Source organism: Labrenzia sp. THAF82, assembly GCF_009363435.1.
In the GTDB taxonomy this organism is placed as follows: Bacteria; Pseudomonadota; Alphaproteobacteria; order Rhizobiales; family Stappiaceae; genus Roseibium; species Roseibium porphyridii.
Map to the genome: position 1 here is coordinate 1,719,811 of NZ_CP045354.1, position 19,709 is coordinate 1,739,519.

General features: G+C 55.5%; 20 protein-coding genes. 4 read left to right on the forward strand and 16 right to left on the reverse strand.

The window, feature by feature from the left end; translation table 11 throughout:
* Positions 1-5: 5 nt before the first annotated feature.
* Together FIV00_RS08140 and FIV00_RS08145 are read right to left on the reverse strand one after the other, a co-directional pair.
* Positions 6-968, reverse strand: a complete 963-nt coding sequence (locus tag FIV00_RS08140) for an aldo/keto reductase (RefSeq protein ID WP_152500273.1) — start codon at positions 966-968, stop codon at positions 6-8.
* Positions 958-2,088: a mannitol dehydrogenase family protein gene (locus tag FIV00_RS08145; RefSeq protein ID WP_152500274.1), complete on the reverse strand. Its 1,131-nt coding sequence runs from the start codon at positions 2,086-2,088 to the stop codon at positions 958-960. The genes FIV00_RS08140 and FIV00_RS08145 overlap by 11 nt, the downstream gene beginning before the upstream one ends.
* Before the next feature lie 92 nt (positions 2,089-2,180).
* On the opposite strand from FIV00_RS08145, the gene FIV00_RS08150 reads away from it, so the two are divergent.
* Entirely contained in the window at positions 2,181-3,029 is an 849-nt protein-coding gene (locus FIV00_RS08150) for an amidohydrolase (protein WP_152500275.1), read from the forward strand.
* 26 nt (positions 3,030-3,055) lie between these two features.
* Positions 3,056-3,385 carry an L-rhamnose mutarotase gene (locus tag FIV00_RS08155; RefSeq protein WP_152504170.1) on the forward strand — a complete coding sequence of 110 codons (330 nt, stop codon included), beginning with the start codon at positions 3,056-3,058 and terminating at the stop codon, positions 3,383-3,385.
* Between the two features lie 56 nt (positions 3,386-3,441).
* Here the strand turns inward: FIV00_RS08155 and FIV00_RS08160 are convergent, their stop codons facing one another.
* The 10 genes from FIV00_RS08160 to FIV00_RS08205 form a co-directional block, all read right to left on the reverse strand.
* The gene (locus tag FIV00_RS08160; protein ID WP_152500276.1) at positions 3,442-4,194 is read right to left on the reverse strand and encodes an SDR family NAD(P)-dependent oxidoreductase; all 753 of its coding nucleotides are present in this window, start codon (positions 4,192-4,194) and stop codon (positions 3,442-3,444) included.
* A gap of 24 nt (positions 4,195-4,218) precedes the next feature.
* On the reverse strand, positions 4,219-4,983 hold the full coding sequence (locus FIV00_RS08165) for an SDR family NAD(P)-dependent oxidoreductase (protein ID WP_152500277.1): 765 nt from the start codon (positions 4,981-4,983) through the stop codon (positions 4,219-4,221).
* Between the two features lie 3 nt (positions 4,984-4,986).
* Positions 4,987-6,096 (reverse strand): ABC transporter ATP-binding protein, encoded by a 1,110-nt coding sequence (locus FIV00_RS08170; RefSeq protein ID WP_152500278.1) that lies wholly within the window; start codon positions 6,094-6,096, stop codon positions 4,987-4,989.
* Positions 6,096-6,995 (reverse strand): carbohydrate ABC transporter permease, encoded by a 900-nt coding sequence (locus FIV00_RS08175; protein WP_152500279.1) that lies wholly within the window; start codon positions 6,993-6,995, stop codon positions 6,096-6,098. The genes FIV00_RS08170 and FIV00_RS08175 overlap by 1 nt, the downstream gene beginning before the upstream one ends.
* Positions 6,988-7,977, reverse strand: coding sequence for a carbohydrate ABC transporter permease (locus FIV00_RS08180; RefSeq protein WP_152500280.1), 990 nt, complete (start codon positions 7,975-7,977; stop codon positions 6,988-6,990). The genes FIV00_RS08175 and FIV00_RS08180 overlap by 8 nt, the downstream gene beginning before the upstream one ends.
* A gap of 26 nt (positions 7,978-8,003) precedes the next feature.
* Positions 8,004-9,278, reverse strand: coding sequence for an ABC transporter substrate-binding protein (locus tag FIV00_RS08185; RefSeq protein WP_152500281.1), 1,275 nt, complete (start codon positions 9,276-9,278; stop codon positions 8,004-8,006).
* Positions 9,279-9,402: 124 nt separating this feature from the next.
* Positions 9,403-10,143: an SDR family oxidoreductase gene (locus tag FIV00_RS08190; protein ID WP_152500282.1), complete on the reverse strand. Its 741-nt coding sequence runs from the start codon at positions 10,141-10,143 to the stop codon at positions 9,403-9,405.
* An 11-nt stretch (positions 10,144-10,154) separates the two neighbouring features.
* Positions 10,155-10,997, reverse strand: coding sequence for a fumarylacetoacetate hydrolase family protein (locus FIV00_RS08195; protein ID WP_152500283.1), 843 nt, complete (start codon positions 10,995-10,997; stop codon positions 10,155-10,157).
* Positions 10,998-11,007: 10 nt separating this feature from the next.
* Complete coding sequence (gene eno, locus FIV00_RS08200) at positions 11,008-12,306, reverse strand: phosphopyruvate hydratase (RefSeq protein WP_152500284.1); 1,299 nt, start codon at positions 12,304-12,306, stop codon at positions 11,008-11,010.
* A complete protein-coding gene (locus FIV00_RS08205) occupies positions 12,303-13,316 on the reverse strand; it encodes a phosphotransferase family protein (RefSeq protein WP_152500285.1) in 1,014 nt (337 codons plus the stop codon). Before FIV00_RS08205 ends, eno begins: the two co-directional genes overlap by 4 nt.
* Before the next feature lie 113 nt (positions 13,317-13,429).
* Here FIV00_RS08205 and FIV00_RS08210 point away from each other — a divergent pair, with 113 nt between their 5' ends.
* Together FIV00_RS08210 and FIV00_RS08215 are read left to right on the forward strand one after the other, a co-directional pair.
* A complete protein-coding gene (locus FIV00_RS08210; RefSeq protein WP_152500286.1) occupies positions 13,430-14,428 on the forward strand; it encodes a LacI family DNA-binding transcriptional regulator in 999 nt (332 codons plus the stop codon).
* Positions 14,429-14,655: 227 nt separating this feature from the next.
* The gene (locus tag FIV00_RS08215) at positions 14,656-15,810 is read left to right on the forward strand and encodes a fumarylacetoacetate hydrolase family protein (protein WP_152500287.1); all 1,155 of its coding nucleotides are present in this window, start codon (positions 14,656-14,658) and stop codon (positions 15,808-15,810) included.
* Positions 15,811-15,940: 130 nt separating this feature from the next.
* Here FIV00_RS08215 and FIV00_RS08220 read toward each other — a convergent pair whose 3' ends face one another.
* The 4 genes from FIV00_RS08220 to FIV00_RS08235 form a co-directional block, all read right to left on the reverse strand.
* Entirely contained in the window at positions 15,941-16,360 is a 420-nt protein-coding gene (locus FIV00_RS08220; protein ID WP_152500288.1) for a universal stress protein, read from the reverse strand.
* Positions 16,361-16,387: 27 nt separating this feature from the next.
* On the reverse strand, positions 16,388-17,377 hold the full coding sequence (locus tag FIV00_RS08225; RefSeq protein WP_371419581.1) for a YeiH family protein: 990 nt from the start codon (positions 17,375-17,377) through the stop codon (positions 16,388-16,390).
* Positions 17,378-17,456: 79 nt separating this feature from the next.
* Complete coding sequence (locus FIV00_RS08230; RefSeq protein WP_152500290.1) at positions 17,457-18,467, reverse strand: Ldh family oxidoreductase; 1,011 nt, start codon at positions 18,465-18,467, stop codon at positions 17,457-17,459.
* 51 nt (positions 18,468-18,518) lie between these two features.
* Entirely contained in the window at positions 18,519-19,700 is a 1,182-nt protein-coding gene (locus FIV00_RS08235; RefSeq protein WP_152500291.1) for a UxaA family hydrolase, read from the reverse strand.
* Positions 19,701-19,709: the final 9 nt, after the last annotated feature.

Genomic DNA, 19,709 nt, shown 5'->3' on the forward strand with positions numbered 1-19,709 from the left:
AGTGCTTAGAAGAGGTCGAGGCATTCCTGCGGAAGTGTCTCCGACAATGCTGCCAGGTTTCTTTCCAGCGATGAGACCCGTGCCGTTCCAAGCAAAACCGACGCAGCCGAGGGATGAGTGCGGGCGTAGTGAAGCGCCGCGGTCGCCAGGGGGATACCGATAGCATCCGTTTTGGCCTTCAGATCTCGCACAGCCTGGAGGATTTCTTCGGAAGCGGGTTCATAGTCGAACCAAGCGCCTTCTTTCGGTCCGGTCGCCAGAATGCCGGAATTGAAAATTCCACCAAGAACCAGACTAACGGATTTCTGCCGGCAGACGTCGATCAGCTTTTCCTCAGCGCCCCTGTCGAGCAACGTCAAACGGCCAGCTAGAAGGATGGCGTCAAGATCGGTGTGGCTCAGGAGATCCAGACAAATCTGCGTTTCGTTCACGCCAAGTCCGAACGACCGGATCTTGCCCTTGTCCTTGAGCTGTTGCAGGCGATCAAGGCCCGTGCCCAACAAATCCGACATGTGTTTTTCATTGTTCTGACCGTGGGTGTAGGTTCCGATGTCGTGGATATAGGCGATGTCGAGATGTCTGACCTGCATAAGCTCAAAGCTATGTTCCAGCGAGGCTTCGATGCCGTCGCCGGAATAGTCATAGCGAACACTGTTCGGCAACGGCTCGACAAAGCCGTCTGCTTCCTTGAGCGGGGTTCCAGGCGACAACACGCGGCCGACCTTGGATGAAATCACATAGTCCTGTGGGCCGAATTGCTGCAGAAAGCGGCCAAGACGAAGTTCTGCCAACCCGCGGCCATAATGTGGGGCCGTATCATAGTATCGGATGCCGGCTTTCCAGGCATGCTGCAATACGTCTTCTGCCTCCTGATCGGAAACGATCCTCCCGATGTTTCCGATGCCCGATGTCCCAAAGGAAAGATCGGTCACTTCGACATCGGTATTGCCTATCTTGTTAAGCTCCATGAGTGGCCGCCATTTCTTGAGTTTGTGCCAGTTTTTCAAGCCGTGGCATCTTCATCGCGGGATCTGCCCTTTGCACCCATGCAAGGAAACCGGCAACACGGCGTTGCGTTTTCTCTTCATGGTTTTGCGCGATATCCGCAAGCCTGTGATCGAGGAAGGGGTTTCGAAATCGGTCGAGCGTCGTAGCAACGTAAGCCTCTGCTTCCTGTTCGCGACCATGTGCCTTGAAGCCAGTGACGACTTCTTGCCGGTATAGGTCTTCAAGGTCTGCCAAGTCTTCCGGATCGTCCATCATATCGCGCACAAACTGCTTCGGATTGTCTTTCGACTTCAGCCAGCGCGATACAAGATAAGTGTGACCAAGGTTGAGAATGAAGAGCTTGAGCGTCTCGACTTCCTCCAGATCCTGAACAACCTTGATGCTCGGATGTTTACATGGAAGTTTCAGGCCCGGCTGGTCTTCAATCGCCCAAAGCGCATAAGGTTCTGCAACCGCACCGGCTGGCTCAAGAGGCTCTGACACGATTCTATCGACCAGCGAATTCACCCACAGGACATTTGAGCTGAGCCAGTCCTGGAAGTCCGGAGAATATGACGCCGCAATTTCCAGAACGAGGTCTCGGAGAACTGATCCGTTTTGCGGCACGAGTTCGCAGGGCATGACCTGAAGTGGCTTACTGCCTGATCGGAAACGTTGATGAAGAAACCAGGTCAGTTTCGCAGGGTAGGACATGCCGGCTGAAAATTCCGTGTCGGTATCCTGGGACTGTCGTTTGAATCCTGCGTCGGCGGTGTTTGAGATGATGATCTCGGCATCTTCCGAAATTATCCCGGCCACGTCCTGCACATCTGCTGGCAGGCTGTAGGTCTTTCGGATGCTTTTAATCTTCTTTGCAGTGTTCACCAGAGTGCCGCCGTCGACGCCCTTGATCAGGACGTCGTAGCCAGCAGGATCCGCCAAAGCCTTGAGGCGATTTGCCCGGGCCGCGTCGCCGCTGCTTTGAACGACCGAAATTTGTCCAAGCGCCTCGCCCCTGTCCAATGCCTCTGAAACGAAGAGATCAACATGTGCCTGCAGGAAGCGGCTGGTACCAAACTGAACAATCGGGGTTGTTGACATGACGCCTCCTGTGTCGTTATTTGTTTTTTATAATTAAGAACACTTGCCCGTCAACATGTTTCAACTTCCTGGGGCGGGTAAAGGGAGTGGCCATGGTTGTCGATGCTCATCAGCATTTCTGGAAAATTGCGCGCGGTGACTATTTCTGGATGGACGACAGCGTTGCCACGATCCGGCGCGACATACTGCCTGAAGATCTGATGCCGCATGCCAAGGCTTGCGGCATTGAGGCAACCATTGCTGTTCAGGCCGCGCCCACTGTCGCTGAAACGGATTTTCTGCTGGAACTCGCCGAAGAGAATTCATTGATCAGGGGCGTGGTCGGTTGGGTCGACCTTGAAAGCGGCCTGGCCGCAAAGGACCTGAAAAGACTGTCGGCCAATCCGCTTTTCAAAGGCGTGAGGCCAATGCTGCAGGATATTGCGGCTACGGACTGGGTTCTGCAGGCAAGTGTTCTGTCGAACCTTTCAATTGCTGCGGACCTTGGACTGTCGTTTGATGCGCTGGTCCAGCCCAGGCACTTGCAGGCGATCGACGGTCTTGCCCGGGCCGTTCCGGATCTGAAGATAGTGATCGACCATTGTGCCAAGCCCGTCATCTCAGGCGGTGCAGATGCGGGAGACGCGTGGCGCTGCGACATGGCGCATCTGGCCAGTCACGAACAGATCCATTGCAAGGTTTCAGGCCTTGCCAACGAGTATGGCACAGGCTGGGCAGCAAAAACCCTGCAGCCGGTTGTCGATCATGTCGTTACTGAGTTCGGAGCAGACAGGATCATGTGGGGCAGCGATTGGCCTGTTCTGGAATTGGAAGGAAGCTACACTGACTGGTTCGGCTGCGCGCAATCCATGATGCAGCAGCTTTCAGATCAGGAACGTAATGCGGTATTCGGCGAAACGGCGTCACGGTTTTACAGGATCAATGATCCCGGAAGTCATTAACAATAGGAGCAGAAACGGTGGCTCAAGTGAAAAGAATGGGCATGGTGATCGGGATCGATCCGCAGAATATTCCGGAATACAAACGTTTGCATGCTGCGGTGTGGCCAGGTGTTCTTGATCGGCTCAGGCGTTCGAACATCACGAACTACTCGATCTTCCTGAAAGAACCTGAAAACCTGATGTTCAGTTATTGGGAGTACACTGGGACGGATTTTGAAGCCGACAGCGCTGCCATTGCCGCCGACGCGGAAACGAAGGACTGGTGGAAGGTCTGCGGACCGATGCAAAGACCGCTGGACAGCCGAAAGCCGGACGAATGGTGGGCAAGCATGGAAGAGGTTTTTCATCTGGACTGATGCCAGTTTACCCGACCTCAGGTGACGGCCGGTCTTCCTTGCCTGCCTTTATCTCGTCAGTAGGTCGCGCGGCCGCCGGAAAGGTCATAGACCGCGCCGGTCGAATAGGAACACTCCTCCGAAGCCAACCAACTCACGAGGCTGGAGATTTCTTTCACTGTTCCCATGCGACCCATCGGTATTTTGGCAAGCATGTAATTGATCTGTTCTTCGGTCACGTCGGCGAGCATCTCCGTCTCAATGACGGCTGGCGCAACCACATTGACCGTGATGCCCTCGCGAGCCAGCTCCTTGCCGAGACTTTTGGTGAGAGTGATTACCGCACCCTTGGAGACTGAATAGGCAGACGCATTCGGATTACCGTCTTTGCCGGCCATGGATGCAATGTTCACGATACGGCCATAGCCGTTGTTCTGCATGTGTGGAACAACGGCTTTGCAGGTGTGGAAGATGCCGTTGAGGTTTACCTGCATCACCTGGTTCCAGATATCCAGCGGATAATCGGCAAGGGACGTGTTTACCCCGGCAATACCGGCCGAGTTAATCAGAATGTCGATCTGGCCACAGCGTTGTTTTACACGCTCTGCCGCTGCCTTGACCGCGGTGAAGTCAGCAACGTTCACACTGTCGGAATGAACGTCCCCGAATTGGCTCAGTTTCTGTCGTGCGTCTAACAGGGCGGTTTCATTGAGGTCCCAGAGTGTCACGCTGGCACCTGACTTCAGAAATCGTTCGGCGACGGCAAATCCCATGCCTCTGGCGGCGCCGGTCACAATCGCAACGCGGCCATCAAGATTGTATGTGTTCATCTTAAACTCCTGAATATCGGGCGGTCAGAGCCAACCGCCGTCAAGCGTAAATTCCTGACCAGTGCACATTTTGCTGTCGTCTGCTGAGAGGAACATCACGAGTGAAGCAACATCTTCTTCGGTGATCCTGCCGGCCATTGGTTGGTTCTGTTTGAGGATTTCATCGACGTCTTCGCTGTAATGTTCAGCCAGTTGGCGGGCCGTCAGCACCATGCCCGGCAAAACGGTATTGACGCGGACGCCGCTGGTTCCGAATTCACGGATAAAGGACCTGGTCAATCCATGGATGGCAGCCTTGGCCGTGGTATAGGCCGGCATTCCGCCGTGCTTGGCCTTCCAGGCTATCGATCCGAAATTGACAATTGCTCCCTTTTTCCTGCGGATCATGTCTGCCGCAACCGATTGGATTGCGAAAAATGTCGGGCGGAGATTGACCGCCATTGCCCGGTCCCAGTCATCGACGGTGACGTCCCGCCAGTCGTGTCTTGTATCGTTGGCTACGTTGTTCACCAGGATGTCCAACGGTGCCGAGGTGCCCTTGTAGGTGGTGATTGCAGCCTGCAATGCGTGGATGTCACAGACATCAACAGCTTGAAACCAGACGGAGGCACCGGCATCGCGCAGGCTCTGGCAGAGCTCATTGCCCGCATCTGCATTGATGTCGACGAACCCAACTTTCGCACCCTGAGCTGCGTAGGCCTTGACGAGCGCAGCACCGATCCCCGTGGCCCCCCCTGTGACAAAGGCGTTCATACCGGCGAGGCTCGGGTAGGTGGCAAAGGTCGACATCGCTTAGATCCTTGGAATGCGAGCTGTTGATTCCGGATCAAAAAAGCAGACATGTTCGAGATCGAGAAGCAAATTGATCTCTTCATCCTCGGCAGGGCGGAAATTGGCAGGCAGAACGGCAACCAGGGACAGATCTGCCACCTGAAACACCAACATCGTGTCAGGGCCCGTCGGCTCCACCACTTCGACGCGGGCCGTAATCGGAACAAGAGTACCTTCCTGTTTGCCGTCCAGAACGAAATGTTCTGGGCGTGCGCCAATGGTCACTTTGCCACCTACATAGGGCAGCAGTTCTTCGTGACGTGTGCCAAGTGGAACAACCAGCTCCGCACCATTTGATCGATAGACAAGCCGAATATCGTTCTGGCTGCCTTCGACGTCCACATCGATGAAATTCATGGATGGCGATCCCATGAAGCCGGCGACAAACTTGTTCGCGGGTTCCCTGTAAATCGTGTCCGGATCCGCGAACTGCTGCACGACACCGCCGCTCATAACCACGATCCTGTCAGACAGTGTCATTGCCTCGATCTGATCATGCGTGACGTAGACGATGGTCTGGCCAAGTCTCTTGTGAAGCTTCTTGATCTCGGTGCGCATCTCCACGCGCAATTTGGCGTCGAGATTTGACAATGGTTCATCAAAGAGAAACAGCTGCGGATCGCGTACGAGAGCCCGTCCCATGGCAACACGCTGTCGTTGACCACCGGAAAGTTGCGATGGTTTGCGGTCCAGCAGCGGCTCGATTTGGAGAAGACGAGCTACGTCAGCGACGGCCTTCTTCTGTTCATCCTTGGGTACACGCCTGTTTTCCATTCCGAAGGTGATGTTTTCGCGAACGGTCATGGTCGGATAGAGGGCATAGGACTGAAACACCATGGCGATGTTCCGGTCTTTCGCCGATAGATCGGTGACGTCTCTTTCACCCAAGGTCAGTGTGCCGTAGGAGGTTTCCTCCAAACCGGCAATGATGGACAACAGCGTGGACTTGCCGCAGCCGGACGGACCCACAAGCACCACGAACTCGCCGTCCTTGATGTCGAGGTTGATGTCCCGGAGCGCCAGAAACTCGCCGTATTTTTTCCAGGTACTGTCGATTGTGAGACGCGCCATTATTTGACTGCTCCCTGCGTAAGGCCGCGAACGAAATATCGCCCGCCGAAGAAGTAGATGAGGAGAGGCGGTATTGCCGCGATCAGGACCGCAGCGGACCCGAAGCCATATTCGCTGACACCGGTGTCGTCCGCATTCAATGACATCAGCGCGGCCGTGATCGGCCTGAAATCCGAAGAGCTGAACGTGACCGCGAAGAGGAACTCGTTCCAGATGAAGGTGAATTGCCAGATGATCGTCACGATGATGATCGGCGGTGACAGGGGCACCACAATTTTCCAGAAGGTTCTGAAGAAACCGGCTCCGTCGATGCGGGCGGCCTTGATCAGATCGTCTGGAAGATTGACCAGATAATTCCGGCAAAAGAGGGTCGTGAAGCACGTTCCCTGAATGATGTGAACCAGCGCCAGACCGGCCAGCGATTTCGATAATCCGAGCCAGGAGAGGGCAATCGCCCAGGGCAGCAGAACCACCTGGGGCGGCAGAAAAACCCCGATGGTGATGGCGACGAAGACAACGCTGGCAAAAGGCATTTTCCATTTTGTGAGCGCGAAGCCGTTCACCAGACCGATTGCCGTGGAGATGAGCGTTGCGGGGACGACCATGAGCATCGACGCGATGAAATAGGGCTTCACGCCTGTACAGCTTGCGTTGATACAGGCCGAGCTCCACGCAACGTCCCAGTTTTCAAGGGTGATCCTGGTGGGCCAGCCGATGAAACTTTCCCGCAGGATATCGGCATTGAAGCGCAGCGAATTCAGAAGGATCACCGCGAGCGGCATGATGGTGAACAGGCCAACCACGATCAGGATCGAATAGACCGCGACCCGCGTTGCAAACCTGCGTGGATTGAACGGCTTCTTCCGATTGAAATCGGGCAGGGTGTCTATGTCAGGCATGGCCGCCTCCGTTCTTTTGTTTGCGCAGCACCCAGCCAAGGGCAATGACCGGAAGCAGCACGACAGTCAGGCCGATCAGAAGCCAGACGGCCGCCGCCGCGCCTTGCGCAAGCTCCCCGGCGGCAAACAGGCGGTCATAAACAAAGATCGCAGGAAAGGTGGTCGAGATACCCGGACCGCCGTGGGTGAGCGCCAGGACCAGGTCGAATGTCTTGATCGCGAATTGCAGGAGAATGATCAGGACAGAAATGATGACCGGCCAAATGGATGGCAGGATGATCCGGCGGTAGATCTTGAACATGCCAGCGCCATCGATCCGACCTGCCTTGACCACATCATGATCAACCCCGCGCAGGGCGGCCAGAACCATCACCATCACAAATCCGGACGCATGCCAGACCGCGGCGATGACCACGGCATAGAGCGCCGTTTCGCGGCTTGTGATCAGACTGAATTCGAAGCTCGTCCAGCCAAGGTCATGGAAGAATTTTTCCAGACCGGTGGACGGGTTCAAGATCCATTGCCAGGTGGTTCCGGTCACAACAAAGGAAATTGCGATCGGATAGAGGAATATGGATCGAAGGAAGTTTTCGCCCTTGATACGCTGGTCCATCAGGACAGCAAGGACAACGCCGACCAGGAGGGACAACACAATGTAGAGCGCGCCGAAAATTGCCAGGTTGTTGACGCCGGTCGTCCAGCGCGGGTTGCGCCAAAGCCTTGTGTAGGCATCAAAACCTGCGAAGTCATAAACCGGCAGCAAGGTCGAACTGGACAGCGACAAGTAGATGTTCCAGCAGACAAACACAAATATGTAGATGCCAGTGGTGATAAGGGTCGGGAGCAGAACCAGGGTTGGCACGAGCTGCGCCATGCGAGCTGCGCGGCTGACCGAGCGGGTTCTGAATTCCGGCATTTGTGCAACAGATTGCATGGCTTGCCCGAGTGGTTTTGTGCCGATGAAGGAGGAAGGAGCCTGCAACAGGCCCCTTCCTTGAGGACATGTGATCAGTATTCGTTGATCACGGCTTCCGCCATTTTCTGTGCGGCATCTTCAGAGCTCATGTCACTTGTGATGAACTCGGAAATGACCGTGAACATGGCTTTGCGGAACTTCTCAGGCACTGCCATGTTGTGTGCCATTGAGCGCACCACGGTTCCAGCTTCCGCTGCGTTTTTCAGATCAACCAGATTGAGCTGTTGGCACGGGTTGAATTCGTCACCCAACTCGACATCCATGCGAGCCGGAATGGAACCCTTGGCCACATTGAAGACCTTCTGAAAGTCCGGGGACATGATGAGCGAGGCCATCATTTTCTGTCCTTCGATGAACTCCGGGTCACTCTGCTTGAAGAAGACGACTGAATCGGAATTCAGGATGTAGCCGGGTTCGCCGCTGTTCATCGGTGCGCCGGCGCACAGATAATCCTTGCCGTATTCATAACCGGCGGCGTTCATGGTTCCGATGGCCCAGTCGCCGTGGAAATAGAAACCGGCTTCACCCTTTGCCATCATGTTGAGCGGCTCTTCCCAACCACGGCCAGGGAAAGCCGGGTCCATCCAGCCGACCATCTTGCGAAGCTGGTCGAAGGCGGCGACCATTTCCGGACTGTTAAGTGCTTCCAGGTCGAGTTCGATGAACGCCTTTCTGAAAAGGTCGGTGCTGATGCCCTGAACCACGATTTCAAACAGGGTTCCGTCAATCCAGTCCTGACCGCCATGGGCGACGGGTACAATGCCCTTTTCAGCCATCCGTTCGGCCAGGACGTTGAACTCATCCCAAGTCTTTGGCAGCTCTTCTGCGCCGATCGCATCCATTGCGGATTTGGATGCCCACATCCAATCGATACGGTGGATGTTCATGGGCGATGCAACCCAAGTGCCGTGCGGTTTCATGACGCTGACGAGTTCAGGGGCAACAACAGTTTCCCAGTTTTCTTCTTCGGCGAGCGCATTGAGATCAGCTGTCAGACCTGTCTTCGCCCATTCGCCGATTTCAGGACCTTTGAGCTGAACCGCAGATGGGGGATTGCCGGAAATCACGTCGGCGCGCAAACGGGCAATCGTGTTGGACGTGTGACCGGGGATGGCTGTCTGCTTCCAGGAGCCGCCTTTTTCCTCAAACATGGTCCCAAGCACATTGATTGCCTCGGCATTCGAACCCGAATGCCACTGGTGAAGCAGGTTGGTTTTGGGTTCGGCGTGTGCACCACCGGCAATTGCCAATGTCGTAACTGCAGCTGCGGCCACCGTTACCATCAATTTCTTATGCAAGTTCGTCATCGGTTCTTCCTCCTCGATCATGACGCTTTTTGGATATGCAGGCTGTCATTAGTTCACGTGAACAATTTGTTGTGCACGTGAACAAAAATCAGTGTTCAATTTCGCGGATCAGCACGTGTTCCGCTTAAATCGTTATGCCTCCATCAATGTTGATTGCCTGTCCTGTAACGAAAGCACTTTCATCCGACGCCAGATAAGCGCAGAGCGATGCTACTTCGCCCACTTGGCCAAATCGGCCAGATGGCTGCCGACTGGTGAAGAACTTTTCAGCTGCCTCTCGGCCGCCGAGTTCCTCGGCAAGGTCTTCGATGCGTTGGCGAAGACTTGGACTGTCTACCGTTCCCGGGCAAACAGAATTACACCTGATCCGGTCTTTCAGATAGTCCGCCGCAACAGCTTTGGTCAGGCCGATTACGCCGCCCTTTGCCGCGCCATAAGCTGCTCGTCTGGGAAAGCCTTTGACCGAGCTTGCCACCGAACCGATGGTAATGATGCTGCCGCCGGAAGCCTTCATTTTAGGGATCGCAGCCCGCAGAACGCGATAGGCGCTGCTAAGAGTTATGTCGGTGGACCGCAGCCACTCGGTCTCATCGCATTCTTCAATCGTTCCCTGGTGCACATAGCCAACGCAGTGAACGAGAACGTCAACGCGTTCAAAGTTTCCGAAATAGTCGTCAATGGCAGCCTGATCGGTGGCATCGAGCTGACCGGTTGTTACACCGGCCAGTCCGTCAAAGAGCGTTTCATTGAGATCGCTGGCAAAGACCACGGCACCTTCATCACGCAGGCGTTCTGCAACGGCCCGGCCGATACCCTGGCCTGCTGCAGTTACAATCGCGGTTTTTCCCTTCAGTCTCTCCGACACACTTCTTTCCTTCAGATCTTCTGAACAGTCTGTTCCTGGCTTCCCAGCCCCTGGATGCCAAGTGAGACCCTGTCACCAACTTTTAGCCAGACCGGAGGCTTCATGCCAGCGCCGACGCCTGGAGGTGTGCCGGTGCAAATCAGATCACCCGGTTCCAGTCGCAGAAACTCACTCAGGTAACTTACAATGGTCGCCGGATCAAAAATCATGGTGTCGGTGTTGCCGTTCTGCATTCGCTGACCGTTGACGTCCAGCCACATCGGCAGGGATTTTGCGTCATCCAATTCGTCTCCGGTGACAATCCACGGGCCTGTCGGACAGAAGTTGGGAAAGCTCTTTCCCTTGGCCCATTGCCCACCGCGTTCCAGCTGCCAGGACCGCTCAGACACATCGTTGACGAGTGTGTATCCGAGAATATGCTCCAGCGCTTCATCCTTGGAAATATTGAAGGCCTGCTTGCCGATCACGATGCCAAGCTCAACTTCCCAATCCAGCTTGGTCATCTTGTCGGAATAAAGAATGGGATCAAAAGGCGCGCAATATGTTCCGGACGCCTTGTTGAAGAGGATCGGTTCATCGGGGATCGGCATGCCGGCCTCTTTGGCATGATCACTGTAATTGAGGCCAATGCAGTAGATGTTGCGCGGTTGACTGACGGGAGACCCCACACGGACACCTGCCTGATCGACTTCCGGCAAACTAGCAGGATCGACACCGGCAACAGCCGCGGTCAGACCGGCAATGGTTTCAGGCGTAATGTCTGACACCAGAGAAGAAATGTCGCGCGCCGTACCGCTCTCGTCCAAAAGGCAGGGAATTTCCTGACCGGCTGCCCCAAGTCTCAAAAACTTCATGTACTCGTCCTTAGTGTTTTTTGCCCCACCAGGTGCCTTTCAAAGCGCTCCCGGCAGCAAAAGTCCCGCTGCCCAGTTGCTCCTGGATACGCAGGCATTCATTCCACTTTACCATCCGTTCCGAGCGGGTGAAGGAACCAACCTTCAATTGTCCGCACCCAAGACCCGTCGCCAGATGGCTGATGGAAACATCTTCAGTTTCACCGGATCGCGCAGAAACAATTGCCCCCCAGTCTGATTTTTTTGCCGCAGCAAAGGCGTCCACTGCTTCGCTGACGGTTCCTGCCTGATTGACCTTGATCAGAACAGCGTTGCAAGCACGATCTGCATTTGCGGCTTCCACCAGTTTGGCGTTGGTCACCAGATAATCATCGCCAATGATCTGAACCCGTTCGCCAAACCGCTTGGTGAATTCTATCATTCCGTCAGTGTCGTCCTCTCCAACCGGGTCCTCGATCGAGACAATTGGATATGTGTCGATCCAGTTTCCAAGCAGGTCAATCAGCTCGGCACTGTCCATTGCCTTGTCTTCGAGCGCAAGCCGGTATTTTCCGTTTTGGCCGAATTCGGATGCGGCGATGTCCAGCGAGATTGCGACCCGTGCGCCGGGTTTCTCACCTGCTTTTTCGATGGCTTTAACGAGAGTTTCCAAGGCTTCTTCATTGCTGTCGAAAACCGGCCACCAGCCGCCCTCGTCGGCAACTCCGGCCAACCGGCCTTTCGAGGCCATGATGTCTCCGGCTGCGAAATAGACTTCATTCGTGATTTCAAGCACCTCGTCGAAGCTCTGAGCGCCCGGGACCATGATCATAAAGTCTTGAATGTCGACCCTGCGTCCGGCATGTGCACCGCCTCCGAAAATCTGGATTTCGGGCAGGGGAATGGACGGGGTTTGGTCATAAAGATCCGCAACATGACGCCAGAGCGGTTTCTTCGCACTTGCAGCGCCCGCGTGAAGGACGGCGAGCGAAGTGGCGACCATCGCATTGCCGCCGAGCGTTTCCTTGATGGGCGAGGGATCCAGCTCAAGCAGACGATCATCCACGGCACTCTGATTGTTCGCGCTCAAACCCACAAGTTCCGGAGCAATCGTCTTGTTGATGCTCTCCAGGGCCTGAGCAACATCCATACCGCGCAAATTGCTTCCTCCGTCGCGCAAATCAACGGCTTCGCGGGTGCCTCGGCTTGCTCCCGCCGGAGCGATTGCCCTGCCAAGGCTTCCATCTTCAAGGATAACGTCGACTTCTAGCGTCGGATTGCCACGGGAGTCCCAGACCCGCCGTCCTCTGACTGATGTGATCGCGGTCAACGGCTGTTACCCTTCCATGTTTGTGCAAATGTCTCGGCGATCTCGCCGATTTTTGTTTTTGGCTTTTTCAGCAATGCGATCGATGCCTCTCTGATTGTCAAACGAGAGCTCTCGTCCAGATATTCGACCGGCGACTTGCCGTCGATGCGGGCAAGCATCAGGGCTGGCAGAAGCTCTGCTGTTCGGCGTTCGATCCGTTCTGGTGTTTCCCAACTGACATGGGCCGCGTAGGCACTCCAAAACTCTTCAAGGTCGGCTGCGAGAGCCGGACGAAGCGTCGGCACGTGCTGTGCTTTCAAGATCAGATGGTTCAGGCAAAAGGCAACGTCGAATTCAGGCGCACCCATAGTGGCGCATTCTGCATCGAGCACGACTGGCTGCTTTCCCTTGAACAAGATGTTCTTAGGGCTGACGTCCCCGTGGACGAGCACTGTTTCAGTCTCATAGAGGCGGCTTGCCAACGCAGTCAGCTGCTCTGCAACTTCGGGCTTCTTCTTTGCGGTGAAGACAAGATAGGGCTCGATGCGGAGCGCATAAAAGTCATCACGGTTTTGGAAGGGCGCAGTTTCGAAGCCTGGACGGGTCGAGGCTGCATGGATGCTTCCGAGCAGGTTGCCGACCAGGTTTGCACGAGATGGGATACGCCGGCCTTCGAGCAAATCCGATTTCCAGAGGAATACGTCGTCTCCGGCAAGGAATTCCATTGCGAAGCCGTGGTTTTCTTCCGACCTGCCGAAGACTTTGACAGCGCTTTCCGGAGCAATATCGGCCGCCACTCTCAACCATTCGAATTCAGCTTTGTTTCTGTGGACTGGTGCTTTCCAATCCTCAGCGACTTTCAGTTTCGGAAGGGCGAATTTGATGCACAAGCGTTGGCCTTCAACTTCGACCATCGCGATATCTGAAGCGACGCCACCGGTGAGCGGACGAACAACACTGATCGCCGCCGGATCAGCCAGTCCAAGCTCGTCAATCAGTTCTTCGCACCTTTTCCTGAGCGCGGTCGGCATTTTCACCCGTTCGTTTGGCTTGATTGAATTATGTTCACGTGAACATTTGCCATTGCACTCTCGTCTCTGTCAAGTCATAGTTTGCGCGCTGTGACAAAACGGAGAGCAGAAGTTTGGCGGCTCGGGTAACGATCAAAACCATCGCAAAGGACCTCGGGATCTCGCATATGACCGTTTCCCGGGCGCTCTCCGATCATCCGAATGTCCAGAAAGACACTCGGGAACTCGTGAAAAAAAGGGCGGCTGAACTCGGCTATGTCAAGATCGCCGCTGCGACAGCCATGCGAGGCGACGGTACTCGGATTGTCGGGCTGCTTCTGCCCAACATTGTCAACGAGTTTTATGCCAGTTTCGCCAATGAACTTGCCCGAATCTGTGAAGCTTTTTCCTATCAGCTGATCATTCATCTGACAGACGACGACTTGAAAACAGAGCACAAGGCAATGCAGCAATTGCGCGAAGTTCAGGCAAAGGCCGTTGTTGTCGTGCCGGCCCCTGGAGACCCTCACCTTATGGGTGGAGATCGGCATCATCTTGACGGGCTCGACGTGATTCAACTGATCCGCCAACGCTCCGTGACCGGACGTGAAGCTGCGATCCTGGTGGATGATGCCGGAGCGATCTCAGCCGCAGTCAAACACCTTCACGCAACGGGTCATAGGAAAATAGCCTATATCGGCGCGAATTCTGATCTGTCCTCTGGTCGCAACCGTCTGGAAGCCTATCGCAAGGGACTTCGTGAGAGCGGACTTTCCGAAATTCATGAACTGATCAAGACTGCACCGCCATCATTTTCCATGGGAGGAAATTCTGCAGAAGCTCTTTTGTCGGAAGGTGTTGCAACGGCGATAGTCTGCGGCGGGTTTGAAATCTCAAATGGGGCTCTGCACGCTCTTTTGACATCGGGCCGCAAACCCGGTTCCGACATCGCCTTCATCGGATATGGCGACCCGTCTTTCTATACTTGGATTGAAGGTGGGATCTCGACGATCCGCGTCCCGGTTTCACCTCTTGCAAACCAGACACTTCAGGTTTTGAAGTCGGGTACCGCCGACGATGAAAATGCTCAGATATTCGAATTTCAGGCCGAACTCGTGATCAGAAAATCCTGAGAGCCCTTGTTGTTTGCAAACCAGTATTTCGGACTTCACTTTTTCAGACGCTGGGTGATGGGCCAACGCTGGTTCCGGGCATGGCTGAGTGTTATGCGTTCATCATGTTTCGGTTCAGTCTCGCTCACCGAGCCCATGTCCGGTGATGTCTCGGGTGTGGTTTTTGGAAGTATTGCGAGACTGGCAGCAAGACAGACTGTGTTTAAAATTGCGGATACGAGAGCATCATGAGTTCATCGCTGAACCTTCCTAATGACGGCACATTTTTGTTCAGGGTCTGGCGTCCCGATGTTTCAGGGCCATCGATTTGTGCGCTGAAAGACGGTGTTTTGCATGATGTCACCTGCAAGGCTGTGTCAACGGTTCACGATCTTCTTGAACTTGAAAACCCGGCGGCCTGGCTTACCAGCGCCGAGGGTGAACCGATTGGCCGTCTCGATCAGATCGCATTGAACTCCCGCGAAACACCTGACACTTCGCAGCCCTGGCTATTGGCGCCCGCAGACCTTCAGGCGATCAAAGCCTGCGGTGTGACGTTTGCATCTTCCATGCTTGAGCGCGTGATTGAAGAACGGGCGAAGGGAGATCCCAAGAAAGCGGATCAGATCCGTGAACGCTGCACAGCCATCATGGGAGAGAGCCTGAAGTCCGTTGAGCCCGGCTCTGAAAAAGCCGCTCAACTAAAAGACGCCCTGGTCGCTGAAGATATGTGGTCGCAATATCTGGAGGTTGGCATCGGGCCAGACGCAGAAGTTTTCACGAAGTCGCAGCCTATGTCAGCTGTTGGTTCTGGTGCTGCAGTCGGTCTGCACCCTGCTTCGCGGTGGAACAATCCTGAACCGGAAGTCGTTCTTGCAGTCAGCAGTTCCGGTCAAGTCAAAGGTGCGATGCTCGGAAATGACGTGAACCTGCGCGACATCGAAGGTCGGTCCGCATTGTTGCTGGGCAAGGCCAAAGACAATAACGCGTCAACATCCATCGGCCCTGCGGTACGTCTGTTCGACGATGCGTTCGGCATGGATGATGTGCGCAGATTGGAACTTGATCTGAAAGTCACGGGTGAAGATGGGTTCACGCTCTCCGGGCATTCGACAATGACCGAGATAAGCCGAGATCCGCTTGACCTTGTGGCGCAGGCCTGCGGCCGCCATCACCAGTATCCAGATGGTTTTTTCCTGTTTCTTGGAACGCTGTTTGCACCGACGGAAGATCGCGACACGCCCGGCGAGGGCTTCACCCATAAGCTGGGCGACATTGTCGAGATATCCTGTCCCCAGTTGGGAACACTCCGAAACACAGTGCGACTGTCAACGCACTGTCCTGAATGGCGTTTCGGAAACCGCGCGTTGATGGCAAATCTTTCAAGCCGCAAGCTTATCTAGAGCGGATCCATCAACCGTTTCAACACTTCAGGGAGGTGCTCCAGTGACGTGACAAGTTGCGTTGTTGGTTCGCTCCCATCGTTTGTGTCAGGTCTGCCGGTTTGTCAGGTCTGCTGGGGGGCGATTGACCTCAGCTGTCATCATCACGCACAACAAAGACGGAGCATTCAGCACGCCGCACGACCCGAGACGCTGTCGATCCCAAAAAGTAGTCCTGTGCTGACGGGTGATGAGAACCGACCAGTATCAAGTCGATATTGTTTTCTTTTGCGTAGCTTGCAATCTGGACACCGGGTTTGCCGGTCACGACCTTGCAGTCGACCCGTTGGTCTCCGTCAGCCGCCTGTTGCAGCTTTTCGGCCACCTTGTCAGTCAGATGATTGTCAATTTTCAGGTCAACGAACTCCGAGACAAAGCCCGGAATGTTTTCAAGCACGGTCAATAGAGTGATCCGGCCATCGTCGGTCAATAAATGCCGGGCGACTTCAAGTTTCCGCTGGACAAGTGTTTCATGATCCAGCGCGACGGGAATGAGAACATTTTTATACATCGACCTGAAGCCTCCATTTTTGAACTGTTATGAGCCGCCTTGCAGGCCTGGCAGCACGACAAGAAGCCCGAATGCGACCAGTGCAGCTAGAAAAACTGTTTCTGCAATCAGCAGTCCTGCGGCTGCCTTGCCGACTTTCATCAAGTCTTTGGGAACTGTTTTCAGCCCAACCGCCGCGATTGCCAGCAGCAACAGCCAGCGAGACAGGTCTGCCGACAGTTCAGTGATCACTGCCGGAAGCGCGACAACGGAATTGAGTGTTGCCAAGGCCACGAAGCCGACCACGAATGCCGGGACGAGGGGCATGCCGGGGTTGCCAGAAGCACTGCTGCCGACGGTCATCCGAAGCACGATCAGTGCTGTCATCACGATGGGTGCAAGCATGGCGACACGCAGCAGTTTGACCAGCGTCGCCGTCTCGCCGGCTTCCTGCGAAACGGAAAAGCCCGCACCGACGACCTGTGCGACATCGTGGATCGTCGCGCCGAGATAAATGCCGGCAGCTCTGTCACTGAGTGCGAGCTGTTCGGACAGAACCGGATAAAGGATCATGGCAAGCGTTGACAATATGGTGACGCCGACCACGGTGAAGACGAGCCTATCCTCTGATCTTTCATCTTTAGGCAAGATGGCAGCGATGGCCATGGCGGCTGAGGCCCCGCAAATCGCGACAGATCCTGCCGACAAAAACGCAAACCGGTAACGGAAGCCGAACAGGCGCGAAACTGCAAGGCCAAAAGCGATAGTCAGAAGGACGCCTGCAACGACCAGGCCCACGACCGGCCAGCCAAGCGCACTTACCATGTCGAAGCTGATGCGTAGCCCCAGAAGAGCGACGCCCAGCCGAAGAAGGGTTCGGGCGCTGAATGCAATGCCCGCCTGACAGCGAACATCCTCGGACAAGAAGTTCAGCGAGATGCCGATCAAGAGCGCAAGAAGCATAGCCGGTGCGCCGTAGTGCTCGGCGATGAACTGGCTGGCGAGCGCAATAACCAGGGCAACGAGCACACCGGGCATAACTGTGCGCAGCACATCAGCACTGAATTTTGATCTTCCGGCGTTTTCAGCGGGCGCGGCCGAGGCCGGTTCATTGAGGTCAGACTGAGACATCAGCAAGCCCTCTCACGACTTCAAGATACCGGGTTGGCACTTCAACGCCCTTGTCCTTTGCCTCGCGAATGGCTGTGGATCGCCTGGTGCCGGGAAGGCGTGCGCCCTCCATGGTCTCGATGAGTTGCAACAAGCCTTCGATGCGATCCGCGAAATGAGCCTGATCCTGAGGTTTCATGGCGATCAGGAATTGTCCGACCCCCGGAGGTGGACCATCACTGCTGAAAAAGGAAGACGCTTCAGTGCTCTTGGCTGCCCCTGTCATTACCGAAGCCAGAATTTCGACCATCAAGGCGAGCGCAGTGCCCTTTGCTTCGCCAATTGGCAGCATGGTGCCTTCCAGTGCTTCCGAAGCATCCGTGGTCGGCTGGCCGTCCTTGTTGAGCGCCCATCCTTCGGGGATCGGCTTACCCGCCTTTCGGGCATTCATCACCTTGCCGCGCGCCACTCGCGACAAGGACAAATCGATGACCAGGGGATCTTTGTCCGCCCTTGGTGCAGCGAAGGCAATCGGATTGGTTCCGAAGACCGCTGACTTGGCGCCGAACGGTGCCATCGCAGCGGGCGCGTTTGCAACCATGATGCCGAGCAACCCCTGTCTGGCAAGCTTTTCAACCTGAACGGACAGGGCACCGCAGTGATGAGACCGCGTGACACCCATGGTCGCGCACCCGCTTTCGTGAGCAAGAGCAGCCCCACGTGCAATGACAAGATCAAGGGCTGGATAGGCAAAGCCGAAACCGGCATCCGCCAGCAGGCTAGAGGTTCCGATTTCCCTGATATCGACTGGTGCCTGCGCGCGAATTTTCCCCGAGCGTACCTGGGCAACGTAGTCTTCAACGCGAGAAAACCCGTGACCGATCTGACCTTCGGCTTCGGCGGCAACCAGAGCCTCAGCGACTGTATGGGCCACTGCTGAAGGGACGTCGGCCGCGACAAAAGCCGCGGAAATCAGACTGACCGCTTCGGCGAGACTGAGGCGCTCTGAGGTTTCCATAAAGTCGTCACTCCTAAAGATGGCCGGCGAACCGGCCATCCAGCCGGCAAATCAGGCGCTTCTGTAAAGTTTGGTCATTGAGAACTCTCTATGACCTAGGGCTTCTGCAGCCGTGTTGCGCCCATTGGCGGTGCGACGGATCATTTCGATCAATTCGTCGCCGGCCTCATCGATGGTCATCTCCCGGCGCAAAATACCGGAGACATCCACGTCAACATGTTCGCTCATCGTGCGCACTGTGCGCGGATTGGCAGTGATCTTGATGACCGGAACAATCGGGTTGCCGACCACGTTGCCTTGTCCTGTCGGGAAGGTGTGGATCACGGCGCCACCGGCTGCCATCAGGGTCACACATTCCGCAGCGGCGGATGATGAATCCATGAAATAGAGGCCTTTACCGGACTTGGGTGCTTCAGCCGGCTCCAGGATGTCGATGTATTGCGAGGTTCGGCCGATCTTTTCAAGGTTGCCGAGCGCTTTTTCTTCGATCGTGGTCAGACCGCCTTCAATGTTGCCCTTCGTAGGCTGGCTGTCAGACAGGTCGTCGGTCTGGTGAGCAAAGATCACATCGTCCTGATACGCTTTCCACATCTTGTGCCAGCGCTCGCCGACTTCCTCGTTGATTGCCCGTTTCTGGCAAATGTGCTCAGCGCCGGTGATCTCTGATGTTTCGCCGAAGAAGCCGGTAATGCCTTCCGGAAGCAGCTTGTCGTACATGTTGCCGACGGTCGGGCACGATCCAAGGCCGGTCGTGGTGTCGCTTTCACCACACTTTGTCGAAACCCATAGATCTGAAAGCGGGCATTCTTCGCGCTGAAGTTCGGTTGACCAGTGAACGAATTCCTTGGCTTTCCAGGATGCTGCGCGAATGGTTTCAAAATCGCCATTCTGCTCAATGGAGAACTCGGCGACCGGCTTTCCGGTTTCGCGAATGCCGTCCGCGATGCGTTTGGTCCAGCCGGGTTCGATCCCGATCACGACCACAGCAGCAACATTCGGGTTGGCTCCGGTGCCGATCATGGTGCGGAAATGCAATTCCAGATCTTCGCCGAATTGAAGGCGACCATAGGCATGCGGAATGGCAAGGGTGCCCTTGACGTTGTTGGCCACGGCCTCACAGGCTGCGTTCGATATATCGTCAACCGGCAGAATGACGACGTGGTTGCGTACGCCGACGCGGCCGTTTTCCCGCCGATAGGCCTTCACCGTGACATTTGAGTATTTGGATGACATGGGCAGGGC